The sequence below is a fragment of the Aquimarina ulvae genome (assembly GCF_053613295.3).
In genome coordinates this window covers 104,836-124,170 of sequence record NZ_JBSIBP030000009.1, presented here as the reverse complement: position 1 = coordinate 124,170, position 19,335 = coordinate 104,836, and the positions used below count along the sequence as shown (strand labels likewise).

The window sequence follows — 19,335 nt, the reverse complement described above, 5'->3', positions numbered from 1 at the left end:
AATTGAATAAGAACCTCATTTTTTTAATCAGTATAGCGGCGCTATCGTTTTCCTGTGGAGTAAAAAGATTTATTCCGGATGATGAAACATTGTACACCGGTGCTTCCATTACACTACAATCCGAAGAAAAGATTAAAAACATCAAGGCAATTGAAGAAGAATTAGAATTGGTACTGAGACCAAAACCAAATACTAAAATTTTAGGTATTAAACTCGGGTTGTACGCATATTACAAAAATCAAAAGAAAAATCCGGGATTTATTAATAAATTCTTATTTAAAAACTTTGGTGAAGAACCTGTTTATCTTTCTAATGTAGATCCGGAAAGAGTCAGTGAACTCATCGATAACCGATTAGAAAACAGAGGTTTTTTTAGAAGTATTATCGACTCAGAAGTACATAGGGATAGCACCAAGGCCAATTTGTTATATACTGCTTCAATTAAAAAACCATATAAATTACAAACGTATCAAATGGACTCGATACAATATCCTATTGCCAAAGATATTAAAGCAACATTGGCAGAGACTCCGATCAAAAAAGACGATCGTTTTGATCTCGCATTGTTTGAGTTAGAAAGAGAACGAATCGATAAATCTTTAAAATCTAAAGGGTATTACAATTTTAATGCAGATTTTCTAATCTTTGAAGCCGATACCAATCAATATAAAAATAAGCGTTTTGATTTATTTTTACGGTTAAAGAAGGAAGTACCAGAAAAATCGCTGGTACCTTATAAAATTAATGAAGTTAATGTGTATCCAAACTACTCGATAGATACTGATAGTATTAAAAAGGACACTGTATCACTTTCGGGTATTAATTTTATTCAGAATAAAGAATATTTTAAACCTAAAAGGCTAGAATCTTACATTCTATTTGAAAAAGGACAACTATATAATCCTACTATTTCTAAAAGAACCAGTAATCGTTTATCTTCTATTGGAACATATAAATTTGTGAATATAGAGTATGATGTTTTGGACTCGGGTCAAAATGGTACTGGAAATGGTAATCTGACCGCCAATATCTATTTATCTCCTTTAAATAAACGAGCATTGAGAGCAGAATTACAGGCAGTTTCGAAATCTAATAATTTTACAGGGCCAAACGTACTGCTAACCTACGCTAATAGAAATCTTTTTAAAGGAGGTGAAACTCTTAATATAACCGCTTCTTTTGGCTATGAGACACAATTATCTGGTTCAGAAAACCAGGGGCTAAGCAGCACTCAGATAGGTTTAAAATCAGATCTTATATTTCCCAGATTGTTATTTCCGATAGAAATTGTAGATCGTTTTAAGTATGCTGTTCCTAAGACGATCGTGAGTGCAGGATTTGAATATCTTAACAGAAGTAAACTGTATAGTCTAAATTCTTTAAATGCCAGCTTTGGATACAGCTGGAATGCCAATCGTTTTGTAAATCATGAATTAAATCCCATAAGTATCAATTACGTAAATCTCTCTAATACGACCCAAGAGTTTGAAGACATCTTGGATGAAAATCCATTTTTAGCCAGTAGTTTTGATCAACAATTTATCGCAGGGCTCACCTACTCCTTTATTTACAATGAACTTAATGACAATTCAATTAAAAATGCATTCTATTTTAATGCAAATTTTGATATTGCAGGTAATACGGTTAGCCTTTTCGGAAAAGATCAAGAAGGCAATAATTCCAAAACGTTTCTAGGGTTGGAATATGCTCAATATGTAAAAGCTGATATCGATTTTAGATATCATTTTAGTTTAGGTAATGATCAAAAACTAGTAGCGCGTTTGTTTGGTGGATGGGGATTGGCTTATGGCAACTCTACTACGTTACCTTTCTCCAAACAATACTTTTCTGGTGGGCCTTTTAGTGTTAGAGCATTTAGAATACGATCTCTTGGTCCGGGAACCTATACACCTGACCCTAACGATACGGGATCTTTTTTTGATAGATCCGGAGACATTCGGTTAGAGGCTAATTTAGAATATAGATTTCCTATTATTCCATATCTTAAGGGGGCTGTTTTTGCAGATGCAGGGAATGTTTGGCTGATGGAAGCTAATGATGCACTATCTGGAGGTAAATTTTCATCAAATTTTATCAATGAACTCGGTATTGGAGCAGGTGTTGGATTGCGTGTTGATATTCAAAACTTTGTAATTCGCTTTGACTTGGCCGCTCCATTAAATGATCCTTCAGAAGAACCCCAAAGTTTTAACTTTGATGTTGCTAATCCCATCCTGAATTTTGCCATCGGGTATCCTTTCTGATATATATTATCTATTTATCCGCCACGGCGGGTTCTTGCGGTTATCTCCTGCAAAAAATAATATGATGTGATTTCCGTCGGGATCCTTCAGTCTTGCTTCTTTCCATAACCATCTTTGATCGGTAGGTAATTGATCAAAATGAATTCCTTCTGTTTGCAATCGTTCTACTTCCTCATCCAATTGTTCCGTTTCAAAATACACATATATCCCTTCTCCTTGTGGCAATCTTTCGACCTGATGAATAGAAAACGTAGCCTCCCCTTCTTTACACTCAAAACGTGCATAATGTGGTAACGCTTTTACAATTAGTCGCAATCCCAGTTTCTCATAAAAAGCAATAGATTGCTCAATGTCTAATGATGGAATAGTAACTTGGTTTAGATTCATTTCTTATGGATTTCTTGTATTAAGATTAGAAGTTACCACGTCATCCAGATGCAGAACGCGATCCGTTTCTAATTAAAGTAAAAAACTAACAATTAAAAAACTACAACTTTCTTCGATGCATTGCTTTATAGATTGCAACATACATATCGAAACCTGCCTGCTAAAAAGAAAGCTCAATGTGACACCTTGAAAAGACATTCCACTAAAACTTATAACAACTGAATTCAAAACTCGTAATTCAAAAAACTACATCTTTCTTCTTTTTCGTTCTTTGGATAACAAATCCAATTCCCTTGTGGTCTGTCCGGCTACCGATGTGTTTTCTTCTGCTCTACGGATTAAATATGGCATGACGTCTCGCACTGGTCCAAAAGGAAGATACTTCGCCACATTAAAACCTTCTGCTGCCAAATTAAAACTAATATGATCACTCATACCATATAATTGTCCTAGCCACACTCGCGGATCATTCTTAACAATTTGTTGCTTTCTCATCAATTCGATTGCCTTATAACAACTGTCCTCGTTATGTGTTCCTATAAATACCGAAATATCGTCCAGGTTCTGTAAAATGTACTCTAGTGTCGTGTTAAAATTTATATCTGTAGCAGCTTTGCTCTCGCATATAGGTGTAGGGTATCCTTTTTCTGCCGCACGTTCATTTTCTTTTTCCATATACGCCCCACGCACAATCTTCATTCCGATCTTAAAACCAGCTTCTTTTGCTTCCTGATGTAGTTTCTTTAGGTAGGCAAACCTATCATGTCTATATAACTGTAAGGTATTGTATACAATAACTTTTTCCTTATTATATTTTGCCATCATCTTAGCCACCAATTCATCGGCAGCACCCTGCATCCAGCTTTCTTCTCCATCAATCAATAATGGTACATCACATTCATATGCCTTTTTACATACCTGATCAAAACGCTCCTCTATCCTACTCCATTCTTTTGCTTCCTTTACCGTAAAAGGCGTTCCTTCTGTTTTTTTCTGCCAAACTAAAAATCGTCCGAAACCTGTAGGCTTAAATACTCCAAACGGAATTGCTTCTTTTTGATCTACAAAGTCCAGGATTTCTAAAGTCTTTTTAAAAACGTGATCAAACTGTTCTTCTTCTTCCTTACCTTCAACCGAGTAATCTAACACTGAAGAAACCTTGCCTTTTGTATACATTTTTTCTACTACAGGCAAACAATCCTTCTTGTTCACTCCGCCACAAAAATGATCAAATACTGTGACCCTAATTAATCCTTTAACCGGCAAATATGCTTTTAATGCAAAATTAGTAACGGCAGCACCAATGCGTACAAGGGGCTCGTTAGCAATCATTTTAAAAAGAAAATAAGCTCTTTCCAGTTCTGGATCACTTTTTAAAGTAAAAGCGGTCTCTGTATTATCAAACAAAGTTTGTCCTTTCATTCAGTATTAATTTTAAAAATTCGCAACTATATGCGTAAATTCACTAAAACAACAATAGTATTATCACTTAGCAATTAATAGTTTTGAGATATCTGCAAATATAAAACTTGGAAGTTTATTTTATTATAAATTCTACTTAATTTCACAACCTATTAAAAACACTATTTATGAAGCCCATAGTTTCTAAAGATTCTATCGTTTATTTTAATGATGATTGCTATACCGCACTGAATTCTTACTTAAAAAATGCGATACATTCTAAAATTTTTATGCTAGTAGATAGCAACACGTATCAAAATTGCTATGCGCATTTCATAAGCAAGATTGAAGGAGATTATGAAATTGAAGTTTTGGAGATCGAGCCCGGAGAAATCAACAAGAATATTGATACCTGCAGTAGTATCTGGAGTGTTTTGGCAGAATATGGTGCCGATAGAAAAAGTTTGCTCATCAATCTAGGTGGTGGCGTGGTAACAGATCTTGGCGGGTTTATCGCCTGTACATATAAACGAGGAATTCGTTATATCAATGTGCCGACCTCATTACTAGCCATGGTTGATGCTTCTGTAGGTGGAAAAACTGGTGTCGATCTCGGCAACCTAAAAAATATGGTAGGTGTCATTAGTGAATCTGAAATGGTATTGGTCGACACCGAATTTTTAGGAACCTTACCCGTAAATCAAATGTGTAGTGGTTTTGCAGAAATGCTGAAACACGGATTGATACAGGATAGTGCTTATTGGGAAAAAATGAGTGATCTATCAAAACTTACCACAGATGATCTGGATCAGTTGATTTATGATTCTGTAGTAATTAAGAATACGATTGTATTTGAAGATCCTACAGAACAAAATATTAGAAAATATCTAAATTTTGGACATACATTGGGCCATGCGATTGAATCTTTTTATCTCACTCATGCAGAAAAACCAGCATTACTGCATGGAGAAGCAATTGCTATAGGAATGATCCTAGAAGCATTTATTTCTGCAGCAGAACTCTCTCTAAAAGAAGAAGAACTGATCATCATAAGTCAGGTAATTTTGGCTACATTTCCAAAGGTAGATATTGATCCAAATGATCGCAAAGCAATTATGGAATTACTGGTTCACGATAAAAAGAATGAAAAAGGAAACATTTATTTTGTGCTACTCCATAGAATTGGCGCTGCAAAATACAATTGTATTGTTTCTGATGACCTGATTATAGATGCTTTTGAATATTACGATTCGCTTTAATTTCGGTTTGATTTAATATATTTAAACCTCACAAAAGCACAATATCTTGAAAAAGCGACTCCTTAAACTCCTTACAATATTCTTTGCCAGCTTATTGGTTATCGTAATTTTTTTGGTAACGATTTTATATTTCTCTCTGGATAAAGAGATTCCGGAAGGAACACCAGGAGCAGCAGCAGATAATTTTGCATTACAAATACAGAATGCAGTACAACACGATAAGTACCTGAATACTGATTTCGTACAATGGACATTTCGTAAAAAAAATCATTACCTCTGGAACAAAAAATCCGGAAAAGTGCAAATCAAATGGAACGATTATGAAGCCAACTTGGATCTTCAAAACCATCAAAATAGTACTATCACTAAGAATGGTCAACCTATAAACTCCTCTAAAAAAGAAACTCTATTAGATAAAGCTTTATCTGATTTTAATAATGATTCTTTTTGGATCGTAGCGCCACATAAACTATTTGATCAGGGAGTAACCAGAAAACTAGTGGATCTGGAAAATGGGGATCAAGGTCTATTAATTACTTACAGTTCTGGTGGAACAACACCCGGAGATTCGTACCTGTGGAAAGTTGATGAAAATTATCTTCCAATAGCGTTCAGAATGTGGGTTTCAATTCTTCCAGTCGGAGGTATACAAGCTAGTTGCGAAAATTGGAAAACAACAGAAAGTGGTGCCTACCTGGCACAAGAACACAAGCTATTAGGTTTTGGAGTTCCTATTGATAATCTAAGAGCTTGGAATGAGGAGTGATAGTTGTTAGTAGGTAGTACGGAGTAATTTGCACTAAGTGGAGCATATGGTATAATAGTGACTGCTGATTATTTAATACTAAACCAACTAAAATAACTTTTTTAGACATCTTACTCGTTTCTTCTCCCTCTGGGAATGAACTTAAGGTGAGGATTTATATTTGAAAATCCCCTTATCCTATCATTCACGATAGAGAAAAAGGAACATCCCTTTATTAAAAAAATACTGACTAAAAACCGATTCACAATATCCCGATACTCGATACTAATTACTCAATACTTTATACTCCAAACTAACCATCAAAATAACAACGACACATAAAACTTAAACAACAGCACCAGCAATATAACCGAAATAACATTTAGGATGAATCCTGCTTTTACCATTTCGGATACTTTTACATAACCACTAGCAAATACGATTGCATTAGGCGGAGTTGCCATTGGCAACATAAACGCACAACTCGCAGCCATCGTTACAGGAATTAGTAAATGCAGCATCGGTATATCTAATCCTATTGCAATCCCTGCAACTACAGGCACAAAAATGGCAACTAAAGCAACATTACTCATCAATTCGGTCATAAATAGCATAAAAACAATGAGTAGTAGTGTCACCACTAACAAGCTCAATCCCTGATTTGCAGCAATGCCATTTGCTACCAATTCTATCAAACCAGCATGAGATAAACCGCTTGCTAGTGCCAAGCCCCCGCCAAAGAGAATCAGGATGCCCCAAGGTAGTTTTTGTGTGTCTTTCCAAAGTAAGGTAAACTCTCCTGTACTTAGTTTAAACGGAATTACAAATAGTGCAAAGGCTCCCATCATACTGATCCCGGTATCTGATAATTTCAGCTCCGGAAAAAAGCCATTGATCGAAGTTCTGGAAATCCATAAAAATATCACCACACAAAAAATGGTCAATACCCTACGTTCTGTACGCTTGATCTTCCCTAATTTTTTTAGTTCTTGATCAATCAGGTCTTTGGATGCGGTGAAACTCCCGATCCGATTGGGATAAATCCATTTTACGATGACAATATAAACAATACCGATCATTAGTATAGAAAAAGGTAATGCTAATAACATCCAGTTTAAAAAAGAGATTTCTATTTGGTATTCGTTTTCTAAAAACCCTACCAATACCGAATTTGGCGGAGTTCCGATAATCGTGGCAACACCACCCACATTGGCAGCAAAAGCGATTCCCAACATAATACTCAAGGCAAAATTGCGATCATTTTTAGTAAATCCATCTTTATCATTTACCAATAATTGTATCACCGATAACGCAATCGGTAACATCACTACGGTACAGGCTGTATTACTGATCCACATACTCATAAAAGCCGTGGCAATCATAAACCCAAGGATTACCCGATCCGGACTTGTTCCTGTAATTTTGATGATAGATAAAGCGATACGTTTGTGGAGATTTACTTTTTCTAAAGCTAATGCCATTACAAACCCTCCAAAAAACAAAAAAACAATCGGGCTTCCATAACTTTGAGAAACTGTTTTTAGATCTAAAACTCCTACTAATGGAAACAAAATCAACGGAATCAAAGCCGTTACCGATATAGAAACTGCTTCAGTTATCCACCAAACAATCATCCAAACTGCTACCGACAGTACTTTATCTGCAATTTCAGAAACTAATACAACCGGAAGATTGATCAAAACCAAAAACAAAATAGGTCCTGCGATTAATCCGATCTTTTTGATGAGTGGATATCGTGTCATTTATTTTTTACTACTTCCTGTAAATTGCTGAGATTTATTTTTGAACAGTACATTAAAAGTCGTTAAACTGCCATACATACGAGTGATGTATTGTTGTAGATCTACTTTATCCTGATCCTCGATTACTTTAGAGCTATTGATCTTTTGTTCCATCACACGGATGCGATCCCGTACCATCACTATTTTATGAAAGAAGGTATCGATAGGAATTTCTTTTGAAGTTAAATTGGTATCACCTGGTTCTAATATGATCTTACCACCTTTCCATTTATCAGCAATAGGAACAATTTCTGAGATATCGCTATAGCGTTTTAGTAATTCTCTAAAGGTTTGTTCTACCTCATAGAAACTGATGGTATATACTTCATCCTCTACTCCATCGATCACTTCAAAATCTTCATCTACATCAATGGTTTCTAATCCGTTTTCTATAAACGTGACCCAATACATTTTTGCGGTTACATTGGTCACTACCCCTAATCCGTAAGTTGGGTGTTTAATTCTGGAGCCTATTCCTAATATCATTGGTATTTGTTTTTAAGCTAAAATATAAAAGTATTGGGGTTTTACCGATATGTACCATTACAAAATCCATAACACTGATAAATATAGTTAAGAAAATTTCCCTATATTCAGGTTTCGGAATAATACTCGGACTTCGGCTCCGCTCAGTCCTCGGATATCGAACCCCGAGATGTCAAACTGAGCTTCCTCCATAGGCGGACAGGTGTCGAAGTGGGAACCGAAGGATGAATGTATACTTCGGCTACGGCTAGGGTTCGGTATTCTGTAACTCGTGCACTTCGGCTACGCTCAGCGCACAGGTCATACATCCCCAGAAAGTAAGGTCGTCAAACCTGCTTTCATAACGTAAACAAACCCAATCGACTGCTATATATTCTTGTAGTGGTATCTCATCATTGTATCTAAACGACACCCATTGTGGAAAACCACAACGAATTGTTTGGTGGTTGGTGTAGTTTAGTGGAAAGATTAAAGGAAAGTGTATATGGTTGCGGAAACGTGGCTCTGTATTAATTATAAAATAGTGTATTTGATTATCTAGGTAACTAGATATTATTGTTAGGGCAAATTTGAAAACAAAAAACAACAAATGAAAGTTAAGGAAGAAGACAAACACCCTGATAAGATAAGAATAAATAATATTTACGAACAATTCATCCGCTCCGAAAAGAGTACTTAAAAATTAAAAACGAAATGCTGCGCAAAGTCCCCATCTGGCGCGAGCGTATCACTCGTGCTAAATTAAATCCAACTATATACCTCAAAGTCGGGAGACTTTGCGGAGCAGTGGTTTATACATACTACTCCTTTCCCACACACCTAACCACAAAAACAAAACAACCCACAACTAAAAATGGGTGCGGGTTTTTTTTTCGATCTATGCTAAACATCCGTTATCGATCGCAAAGGACAAAGTCCCTATAGCGAACAAGTTGGCAGCCAATACCAAGAGTCGGGCTACCAACGCCAAAAGTCCGACGCCTCACACGAACAGCTCGGTGAGCCCCGCCAACGATTCGCCTTACCCTAACTAATGTTCGCGTGGCTACACTTACTACTGGGATTAAGAACGGTACTTGCTGATATATCCTTTAAAACGTTTGGGATTTTTTCTAAAGGCATATTTACCCGTATCTCGGATTTCGTTCATAGCTTCTTTTAGATAGGTATACGCACGATCCCGCATATCTTTGGCTTTGGAGTTGTCTAATCGACTACCATTGGCTTTTGCCAATAAATCAGCGAGTTCATCAGAGCGCTGTGCTGCTAGGTCTAATTGGGTAAGATCAAAATTAGCATTGGTCAGTTCTTCGGGATTTGCTTTTCCTAAGGCGCTGATATCACTAAGATCCTGAATCATATCGGCATTGCCTTCGCCATCAGCTATAGCGCGTACCCGTGCAATAAGATCTGCACGTTTTCTATAGGCAAAACGTAGATCAGCTAATAAGTCATTTCTAAACTCAAAGGCTTTTGGAGCCTCCTCTTTCCAGGCTCTGGCTGCTTCTTCCTGTCCGTAACGCTCGGCATTCCAGATAGATTGCGCGTGTCTGGCGGCTCCGGTTCGTACGGGTAGATCGGTAACAAACGTCCAATCCAACCCTTTACTTTCTAATGCCTCCTGATCTTCTTCAGCCCAGATAAACTGATCTTCGGCTTCCTGCAAATAAGAATCAATTGGAGTTTTTGGCGGTTTTACCTGGTTTTGCGGTATCGCCTCTAATATTGCTACTTTGGCGTCATAATTTTCTTTTGACATCTTTTTTAGTTTTTAGATTACGGCAGTAATCGCACTGCTTCATTATATAGTGTTAAAAAAGAGAAGAATGTTACCTTGTATGCTCACCCTTCGGCTACCACTTCGACAAGCTCAGTGTGACAGCTCAGGGTTCTGGATTGAGGGTTTGTATTTCGACAAGCTAAGCCTCCGCAAAGCAGATGTCCAATTATGATCATTTGATAAAATATAACAGCTATTTAACAATTGTAAAAGCCAGCTGCATTTTACTAACACATTTCAAATAACTACATTTGCAATCTTGGTTAAAAATTTATGGCAGGATCAAATGAAAATATAGAGGTTTTAGGTGCTCGGGTTCACAATCTAAAGAACATTGATGTGACGATACCTCGCGAGAAATTGGTAGTAATCACAGGACTTTCGGGCTCTGGTAAGTCTTCATTGGCTTTTGATACCATTTATGCAGAGGGACAACGTAGATATATCGAAACATTTTCTGCCTACGCCAGACAATTTCTAGGCAGTCTGGAACGACCGGATGTCGATAAAATTGATGGGCTTTCTCCTGTAATCGCCATAGAACAAAAAACAACCAGCAAGAGTCCCAGAAGTACCGTAGGAACCATTACGGAGATTTACGATTTCTTACGCCTATTGTTTGCTCGTGGTAGTGATGCGTACAGTTACAACACCGGCGAAAAGATGGTAAGCTATAGCGATGAGCAAATCAGAGATCTTATCCGTACTGATTTTAACGGAAAGCGAATTAACATCTTGGCTCCTGTAGTGCGATCCCGCAAAGGACACTATCGAGAGCTTTTTGAACAAATTGCCAAACAGGGTTTTGTAAAAGTGAGAACCGATGGTGAAATCAGGGACATCACCAAGGGAATGAAACTGGATCGTTACAAAACACACGATATTGAGATTGTTATTGATCGCCTGGCGGTTAGTAATGATACAGATAACTCCAAACGCTTGATGGAAACGATCAATACCGCTATGTATCACGGAGATGATATACTAATGGTGATTGAACAAGATGCTAAAGAGCCTCGATTTTTTAGTAGAAGCCTGATGTGTCCGTCTAGCGGAATTTCTTATCCCAATCCGGAGCCCAACAATTTTTCTTTCAATTCTCCCAAAGGAGCATGTCCTAAATGCAACGGGATCGGGAATCTGTATGAAGTAAATATCAAAAAAATCATTCCGGATGAATCTAAATCCATTAAAAATGGAGGATTGGTTCCGCAGGGACCCCAAAAAAATAATTGGATCTTCAAGCAACTGGAATTAATTGCACAGCGTTTTGATTTTAAGCTGAGTGATCCCATTAAAAAAATTCCTAAAGAAGCGATGGAAGTCATTCTTCATGGAGGTAAAGAAAAATTTAGTATCAATAGTAAAACATTAGGTGTTACCAGAGAATATAAGATTGATTTTGAAGGGATTGCTACTTTTATTGATACTACCTACACCAACAACGATTCTACTTCTTTACGAAGATGGGCCAAGGATTTTATGGACAATATCCAATGCCCTGAATGTAACGGATCGAGATTGCGCAAAGAATCTTTGTATTTTAAAGTAGGTGAGAAAAACATAGCAGAACTGGCCAATATGGATATCAGTGAGCTGGCGACATGGTTTAAGGATATTCCGAAGCTACTTACCGAAAAACAACAGCAAATTGCAGGAGAAATCCTAAAGGAAATCAATGCTAGACTTCAATTTTTGATCGATGTAGGATTAACCTATTTATCATTAAACCGAAGTAGTAAATCACTTTCTGGTGGCGAAGCACAACGTATTCGGTTGGCTACACAAATTGGTTCTCAGTTGGTAGGTGTTCTTTATATTCTAGACGAACCAAGTATTGGTTTGCATCAGCGTGATAACGAAAAACTGATTAATTCATTAGTTCAGCTTCGGGATATTGGTAATTCTGTGATCGTCGTAGAACACGACAAAGATATGATTGAGCGTGCAGATCATGTAATTGATATTGGTCCCAGAGCAGGAAAACACGGTGGTGAAATAATAAGCGAAGGTACTCCTAAAGATGTAAGGGGTCACAATACATTAACTGCTGATTATCTGAGCGGTAAAAAGCGAATTGAAGTTCCGGCAACAAGAAGAAAAGGAAATGGTAAAAAGATTTCGTTAACCGGAGCCACAGGAAATAATCTAAAGAATGTTTCGATTGATCTTCCTTTAGGAAAAATGATTGCAATCACTGGAGTTTCTGGTAGCGGTAAATCAACGTTGATCAATGAGACGCTCTACCCGATTCTGAATGCTTATTATTTTAACGGGGTTAAAGAACCAATGCCTTATAAAAAGATCAAAGGTTTAGAACACGCAGATAAGGTAATTGATATCAATCAATCCCCTATTGGACGTACACCACGCTCTAATCCTGCTACCTATACCGGAGTATTTTCTGAAATAAGAAACCTATTCTCTAAAACTCCGGAATCGATGATCCGTGGGTATAAACCAGGACGTTTTAGCTTTAATGTTACAGGCGGAAGGTGTGAAACCTGTAAAGGTGGTGGTTTACGCGTGATTGAAATGAACTTTTTGCCCGATGTATATGTAGAATGCGAAACCTGCCAGGGTAAAAGGTTTAATAGAGAAACCTTAGAGATACGATATAAAGGAAAATCTATTTCTGATGTGTTAGAAATGACAATCAACGAAGCTTGTGATTTTTTTGATCAAATTCCGAAAATATTCAGAAAACTTAAAACCATAAGAAGTGTTGGGTTAGGATACATTACCTTGGGCCAGCAATCCACTACATTATCTGGTGGCGAAGCACAACGTATTAAACTGGCTACAGAATTGTCTAAAAGAGATACCGGAAATACTTTTTACATATTAGATGAACCCACTACCGGGCTCCATTTTGAAGATATCAGAGTATTAATGGAAGTATTAAATGAGCTAGTCAATAAAGGAAACACTGTGTTAATTATAGAACACAACCTCGATGTTGTAAAAATGGCTGATTTTATTATTGATATCGGATATGAAGGAGGAAAAAATGGTGGAGAAATTGTAGCAAAAGGAACTCCGGAAGAAATTATTAAAAACAAGAAGAGCTATACCGCCAAGTTTTTGAAGAAAGAATTAGTTGCCGGCAACTAATTATATTCATAAAGCATTGGGTATTGTGCTTCATTAGTAAAATAAACAAACCATAAAAGCTTTATCAGTTATGTACTGAAAAGGTAAAACAAGAATGTATGAGAAAAGAACAACGCCATAAAGGATGGAATGAAATAAAGACCAACGACTCTTGGGCAATTTTTAAGATCATGGGCGAATTTGTAAGTGGATTCGAAAAAATGAGTAAAATTGGGCCTTGTGTATCCATTTTTGGATCTGCTAGAACAAAAACGGATAACCCGTATTATCAATTAGCGGTAGATGTAGCCCAAAAGATCGTAGAACATGGATACGGAGTGATCACTGGCGGTGGTCCGGGTATTATGGAAGCAGGTAATAAAGGAGCACACCTTGGTGGAGGAACATCTGTGGGACTAAACATAGATTTACCTTTTGAGCAGCACGATAATCCTTATATTGATAGTGATAAAAGTCTGGATTTTGACTATTTCTTCGTGCGCAAAGTAATGTTTGTAAAATACTCTCAAGGATTTGTAGTAATGCCAGGAGGATTTGGGACGTTAGACGAGCTTTTTGAAGCAATCACTCTAATACAAACTAAAAAAATTGCCATATTTCCTATCATATTAGTAAGTACGGAGTTCTGGGGGGGACTAATTGATTGGGTTAAAAGTACCCTGTTAGATAAATTTGAAAATATTAGTCCCGGAGATATGGATTTAATTCATGTAGTAGATACACCAGAAGAAGTATTACAAATATTAGATAAGTTCTATGGTAAATATAATTTAAGTCCCAATTTTTAATTGTCTTCTCTTTTCGCACAAACTCAACAAACTCAACAATGAAAAGAACCTTATTTTATATAATAGGATTTTGTATTTCCCAAATATCCTTTGGGCAGGCGACTATTAAAACTATGTTTTACAATGTATTAAATTACCCTGCTGCTCCACCAGATAACAGAGAGGAAATATTAGAAACAATTATCGATAGTTATGAGCCTGATATTTTTATGATTTGTGAATTAGAAACAGAGGAAGGTGGAAATGAAATACTGAATAGTTCTCTAAATGATGATGGTACTACCTATTCGAGTGCTCCTTTCTTGAGTAATTTTTCTAATTCTGACGTTAACCTACACCAATTACTGTATTACAACAATCAAAAGTTTACTTTGATCCAAAGCCAAAGACTAACCACAACAATTAGGGATATTAATTGGTATACATTAGAATTGATCTCTGAGGACCAAATGAATAACCCTATCAGAATAGAAGTTTTTGTAGCACATCTTAAAGCGAGCAGAGGTGCGGACAATGAAACAAAACGCCTGAATATGGTAAAAGCGTTTACAGATAACAACGCTAATTTAGATGAAAATGATTATGTTATTTTTGCAGGTGACTTAAATCTGTATTCTTCTAATGAACCTGCATATCAGGAGTTGCTGGATATGAATAATAAAATTACAATGGTTGATCCTATCAAAACCCCTGGTAATTGGACCAGTAATAACACGTTTACAGATATTCATACACAAAGTACTCGGCTAAATAGCGACGAGTTTGATGATTTTGGCAGCGGCGGTGGATTGGATGATCGATTTGATTTTATTTTGATATCAGAAAACATGGTGAATAGTACAGAATTAAGTTACATTCCTAATAGTTACCTTGCCTATGGTAATAACGGTAATTGCTATAATCAGAGAATTGATGCTGTAGATTGTACTGGATTCTATGATAGCACAGTAAGAGATGCATTATACACGATGAGCGATCACCTACCCGTAGTTATGGAATTAGAAGCAAATCAACAGTTTCTTAGCACTCCAGAATTTGTAGCAACTCAAAGTATCATACAATTAAACAATGGTACTATAATTGATGATCAATTGTCTTTACAGATCCATAATAATCCAGAGACGGTTAATTTTAAAATATATAATACTATGGGGCAGGAAATACAATCGTTTTCGGCAAAAGGCAATAACATTACGACGGTTTCAGTGTCTGAATTAAGTGCTGGACTCTACTATCTAGTTCCTGTAAATACGACGAGTGATACCATAAAATTTATAAAGAAACATTGAGCCTTTCCAGACTATTCCATATCATAATTATGTTGCTGATCCTGCAAGTCGCTTCGGCTCAGCATAGCATTGCGATTGATGCAATATTGGATGCAGAAAAGAAAACAATTGCTATAGAACAGGAAATAACCTATACCAATACTTCTCCTGACACCCTGAAAGCACTATTTTTTCATGACTGGGCTAATAGTTTTGAAAGTAAGACAACACCTTTGGGCGAACGTTTTTCTGAAGATTTCCTGAAAAGGTTTTATTATGCAAAAGATGAAGAACGTGGATCAACGTCTATTGAGTCTATTAAAGATACCTTAGCAAGGAATCTAACCTGGATGCGCTATAACCAAACTCCGGATATCCTAAAAGTCGAAATGGATCAACCTCTATATCCGGGAGCTAGTTTTACCTTTAGATTACAATACAAAGTAAAATTACCTAGTGAAAAATTTACTCGTTACGGATATTACGAAAATGGGAATTTTAGTTTAAAATACTGGTATATCATACCAGCGGTGTATACAACTAAGTGGAATGTATATAGTCATAAATACCTTGATGACCTTTATGCTCCAACAGCAGATTATACCATAAACTTTACCATCCCATCAGAATACCATCTTACCAGCGAATTTGATCAGGAAGAATCAATTGCACCTGATGCTCCTACCAAAACTGTTCAATTAACACGTAAAAAAAGCGTTGAAGCAAATGTGTATCTAGAGTTAAACAATTCATTCTACGATTTTAAAATGAATGGTGTGAAACTTATTAGTAATATAGAAGATAATGATTTGATGCCAGAAATGAAAAGTGTGGCTACCAAACGAATTATTAAATTTCTGGAAAAAAGATTAGGCCCCTACCCCTTTAATAAAATTATGGTTTCAGAAAATGACTATAAAAATAATCCTGTTTATGGTCTAAATCAATTGCCAGATATCCTAAGGCCATTTCCTGACGGTTTTCAATACGAAATAAAACAGCTTAAGTCTATTACGGAAAGTTACCTCGAAAAAACATTGCTTATAAATCCCAGATATGATGCCTGGATAAAAGATGCTATTCATATTTATTTAATGATGGCCTATACAGAGCAGTATTATCCAAATATGAAAATTATTGGAAACTTAAGTAAAGTTATAGGTATACGGTGGTTTCATGTGGCAGATCTGGATTTTAACGACCAGTACTTTTTAGGATATAAAAATATGGCCAGATTATTTCTGGACCAGCCTCTATCTGAACCACAAGACAAACTGATAAAGTTCAATAAGAATATTGCGAATGCCTATAAAGCCGGAATTGGATTTAAATATTTACAAGATTATCTAGAAGATGATAATATCCTGGCAGAAGCTGTTAAAAAATATTACACAAACAATACGTTAAAAATTACCGATTCTAGGGAGTTTGAAAACATATTAAGTGATCTGACTTCAAAAAATATTGATTGGTTTTTTGAAGATTTTATTCCTACCAATGAAAAGTTAGATTTCAAAATCAAATCTGTAAAAAAAGGAAAGGATTCCCTTGAAGTTACTATAAAAAATAAGAGAAACAATGCAATGCCTATTTCTATTGCCGCATTAAGAGATGGTCAATTGGTTTCTAAAACCTGGGTTGAAAATATTACTGGAAACAAAAAAGTAAAAATTGCTAATGAGGATATTGATAAATTGGTATTGGATTATGACCAAAATATTCCTGAATTAAATAGAAGAAATAACCATAGAAATTTAAAATGGATTTTTAATAAACCTATCCAGTTTAGGTTCTTACAAGATATTGAAGACCCTACTCGCGGTCAAGTATTTTATATTCCCGAATTTGAATTTAATGTGTACGACGGTTTAACTATTGGCTCGAAGTTTTACAATAAAACATTTATTAGAAGGGATTTTGATTATAAAATTACTCCCAGTTATGGTTTTCTGTCCAAAAAACTAATCGGCTCCGCTTTTTTTCAATACAGAGATCAAATAGCAGACCACGGTCTTTATCAAATCAAATATGCTTTTAGCGGTAGTATGGCTAGTTATGCGCCCGATTTACTGTTTAGACGTTTCTCTCCCTCGATTGATTTTTTTTGGAGACCGCAAGACTTACGATCCAATGAAGCACAACGGTTATCCATACGCAGTGTGAATGTGTTTAGAGAACGGGATGAAAACAATCCGGTAGAAACACCTGATTATAGTGTATTTAATGTGCGGTATCGATATTCTGATTTTAATCTACTAGATTTTACTTCCTATATATTTGATTATCAAATAGCTAAAAACTTCAGTAAATTATCCACTACAATAAACTACAGGAAACTATTCCTAAATAACAGACAACTCAATCTTCGTTTGTTTGCAGGGGCTTTCATTTATAATGATACTGAGAAAGATGGTGATTTCTTTAGCTTTGCTCTGGATCGCCCTACTGATTATCTTTTTGATTTTAATTATTTAGGACGTAGTGAAGAAGCCGGATTAGTTAGCCAGCAAATTATTATTGCTGAAGGAGGTTTTAAATCACAATTAGAATTTCCTTTTGCAAATCAATGGATTACTACCCTGAATGCTAATACCAATATTTGGAATTGGATCTATGCTTATGGAGATGCGGGATTTGTTAAAAACAAAGGAGTATCTCCAAAGTTTGTATATGATGCAGGAGTTCGGGTAAGTCTGGTAGCAGATTATTTTGAGCTTTTCTTTCCAGTAGTATCAAATAATGGTTTTGAAATAAATCAACCCAATTACGATGAAAAAATTAGATTTATCATCACCCTCAGTCCACAAACACTTATAGGCCTTTTTACCAGGGAGTGGTATTAAAAAACATCATAAGTACTTTTTATTTATAGCTGTATCATTTTCTGATGTAGTTTCTGCCAGAAATTTCATGAAAAGATACAAGCTCAAAACGTGTGCAATATTAACAAAGACAGTAAATATATCACTAGGATAGAATAGTTCATTGATTGGCAAAAGCGCTACTATGAATATGCATAAAAAAGCTACTATTAATAATTGTAAACCATTTTTGTACATATCTTGCATGTAGATTGCGTATGCTACCAAATTATAAGTAGTAGAACAAAATAAACAAAAGATAACTTCTGGAATTGCTTCTATTACTACCTCTATCAATAATTGAGAAATAGCATAAATTAAATATAAAATTAATGCAGCACAAACTAAGATGGGGGTTGACAAGAATATGCTCTTTTTCATAGTTCTAAATAACAAATGTTTTCTTAACGCAAGAGTGGAGAAAATAAAATACACTGATGTCACCAAACAAATTACTGAAAAATTTGCTTCAAAATCAGAATAAATTAGAACATCACAGAGCATCATAGTAATCAAGCTAAGTACATACCATACGTTTATTTTTTTGGAACGTTCGAAATATATGATCCCAACAGAAACAATCATTAGAGGCAATGCGAAGACTAAATAATTTCGATCAAAAAAAACAGTAATTATAATAACCACTGCAAAAGCTATATAGAATACTATATCGGTAAGTCTTTTTATTTTCAAAAAATCTGGTTATATCTAAGGATGAACCACAATGTATAAAAAATCCTTCTTTAACCTACAACGATTGCCACTATTTGTTTAGAGTTTACTCTTTTCAGGCTATTTAAGATCGCTACAAACATTAACATAAAGCAGTATGTAATGTATAAAAAGAACCTTAATCGATCCTAGATTATCTGTAATTATGAACAAAATTTAAATGTTAAGTTGCTAAAAATAAATCAATTGAATTCATACACAAGATTTTTATTAAATATCAATTCAATCTATAGCACACAATAAAATTAGTGAACAAAGCAGTCATATATGGAGAAATAGTAAATGTGAAAATTTTGAATATTTATCAAACAACCTTTAAAATAACCTAATAAAAAAAGAATTCATCAATGAAACGTTAATTTACATGAATATTTCACAACAACTTTAATACTTCCTCTCTTGGAAATGACCCGAATTTTAGCTAAATTTGCACACCGTAAAACTTCGT

The 19,335-nt window shown here is 35.5% G+C and carries 14 protein-coding genes; 7 read left to right on the top strand and 7 right to left on the bottom strand.

Annotated features, from left to right (window positions below):
• Window positions 1-2 precede the first annotated feature (2 nt).
• Entirely contained in the window at window positions 3-2,264 is a 2,262-nt protein-coding gene (tamL, locus tag ACWGOQ_RS18135; protein ID WP_452057827.1) for a translocation and assembly module lipoprotein TamL, read from the top strand.
• Between the two features lie 6 nt (window positions 2,265-2,270).
• On the opposite strand, the gene ACWGOQ_RS18130 is transcribed toward tamL, so the two are convergent.
• Together ACWGOQ_RS18130 and ACWGOQ_RS18125 are read right to left on the bottom strand one after the other, a co-directional pair.
• The gene (locus tag ACWGOQ_RS18130; protein WP_452057828.1) at window positions 2,271-2,651 is read right to left on the bottom strand and encodes a VOC family protein; all 381 of its coding nucleotides are present in this window, start codon (window positions 2,649-2,651) and stop codon (window positions 2,271-2,273) included.
• A gap of 246 nt (window positions 2,652-2,897) precedes the next feature.
• Window positions 2,898-4,073, bottom strand: a complete 1,176-nt coding sequence (locus tag ACWGOQ_RS18125; RefSeq protein ID WP_452057829.1) for a proline dehydrogenase family protein — start codon at window positions 4,071-4,073, stop codon at window positions 2,898-2,900.
• A gap of 167 nt (window positions 4,074-4,240) precedes the next feature.
• On the opposite strand from ACWGOQ_RS18125, the gene aroB reads away from it, so the two are divergent.
• Complete coding sequence (gene aroB / locus ACWGOQ_RS18120; RefSeq protein WP_452057830.1) at window positions 4,241-5,311, top strand: 3-dehydroquinate synthase; 1,071 nt, start codon at window positions 4,241-4,243, stop codon at window positions 5,309-5,311.
• A 46-nt stretch (window positions 5,312-5,357) separates the two neighbouring features.
• A complete protein-coding gene (locus tag ACWGOQ_RS18115; RefSeq protein ID WP_452057831.1) occupies window positions 5,358-6,077 on the top strand; it encodes a hypothetical protein in 720 nt (239 codons plus the stop codon).
• Window positions 6,078-6,376: 299 nt separating this feature from the next.
• Here ACWGOQ_RS18115 and ACWGOQ_RS18110 read toward each other — a convergent pair whose 3' ends face one another.
• From ACWGOQ_RS18110 to ACWGOQ_RS18095, 4 genes are all read right to left on the bottom strand, one after another.
• A complete protein-coding gene (locus ACWGOQ_RS18110; RefSeq protein ID WP_452057832.1) occupies window positions 6,377-7,819 on the bottom strand; it encodes an SLC13 family permease in 1,443 nt (480 codons plus the stop codon).
• Window positions 7,820-8,344 carry a DUF8685 domain-containing protein gene (locus ACWGOQ_RS18105; protein WP_452057833.1) on the bottom strand — a complete coding sequence of 175 codons (525 nt, stop codon included), beginning with the start codon at window positions 8,342-8,344 and terminating at the stop codon, window positions 7,820-7,822.
• A 247-nt stretch (window positions 8,345-8,591) separates the two neighbouring features.
• Window positions 8,592-8,756: a hypothetical protein gene (locus ACWGOQ_RS18100; protein WP_452057834.1), complete on the bottom strand. Its 165-nt coding sequence runs from the start codon at window positions 8,754-8,756 to the stop codon at window positions 8,592-8,594.
• A 651-nt stretch (window positions 8,757-9,407) separates the two neighbouring features.
• Window positions 9,408-10,103: a hypothetical protein gene (locus ACWGOQ_RS18095; RefSeq protein WP_452057835.1), complete on the bottom strand. Its 696-nt coding sequence runs from the start codon at window positions 10,101-10,103 to the stop codon at window positions 9,408-9,410.
• Between the two features lie 294 nt (window positions 10,104-10,397).
• On the opposite strand from ACWGOQ_RS18095, the gene uvrA reads away from it, so the two are divergent.
• The 4 genes from uvrA to ACWGOQ_RS18075 all read left to right on the top strand — a co-directional run bounded on the left by uvrA (window position 10,398) and on the right by ACWGOQ_RS18075 (window position 18,137).
• Entirely contained in the window at window positions 10,398-13,238 is a 2,841-nt protein-coding gene (gene uvrA / locus ACWGOQ_RS18090) for an excinuclease ABC subunit UvrA (protein ID WP_452057836.1), read from the top strand.
• A gap of 98 nt (window positions 13,239-13,336) precedes the next feature.
• The gene (locus ACWGOQ_RS18085) at window positions 13,337-14,026 is read left to right on the top strand and encodes an LOG family protein (protein WP_452057837.1); all 690 of its coding nucleotides are present in this window, start codon (window positions 13,337-13,339) and stop codon (window positions 14,024-14,026) included.
• A 38-nt stretch (window positions 14,027-14,064) separates the two neighbouring features.
• A complete protein-coding gene (locus tag ACWGOQ_RS18080) occupies window positions 14,065-15,315 on the top strand; it encodes a T9SS type A sorting domain-containing protein (RefSeq protein ID WP_452057838.1) in 1,251 nt (416 codons plus the stop codon).
• 29 nt (window positions 15,316-15,344) lie between these two features.
• Window positions 15,345-18,137: a gluzincin family metallopeptidase gene (locus ACWGOQ_RS18075; RefSeq protein ID WP_452057839.1), complete on the top strand. Its 2,793-nt coding sequence runs from the start codon at window positions 15,345-15,347 to the stop codon at window positions 18,135-18,137.
• A gap of 6 nt (window positions 18,138-18,143) precedes the next feature.
• On the opposite strand, the gene ACWGOQ_RS18070 is transcribed toward ACWGOQ_RS18075, so the two are convergent.
• Window positions 18,144-18,848 (bottom strand): hypothetical protein, encoded by a 705-nt coding sequence (locus tag ACWGOQ_RS18070; protein WP_452057840.1) that lies wholly within the window; start codon window positions 18,846-18,848, stop codon window positions 18,144-18,146.
• Between the last annotated feature and the right edge of the window lie 487 nt (window positions 18,849-19,335).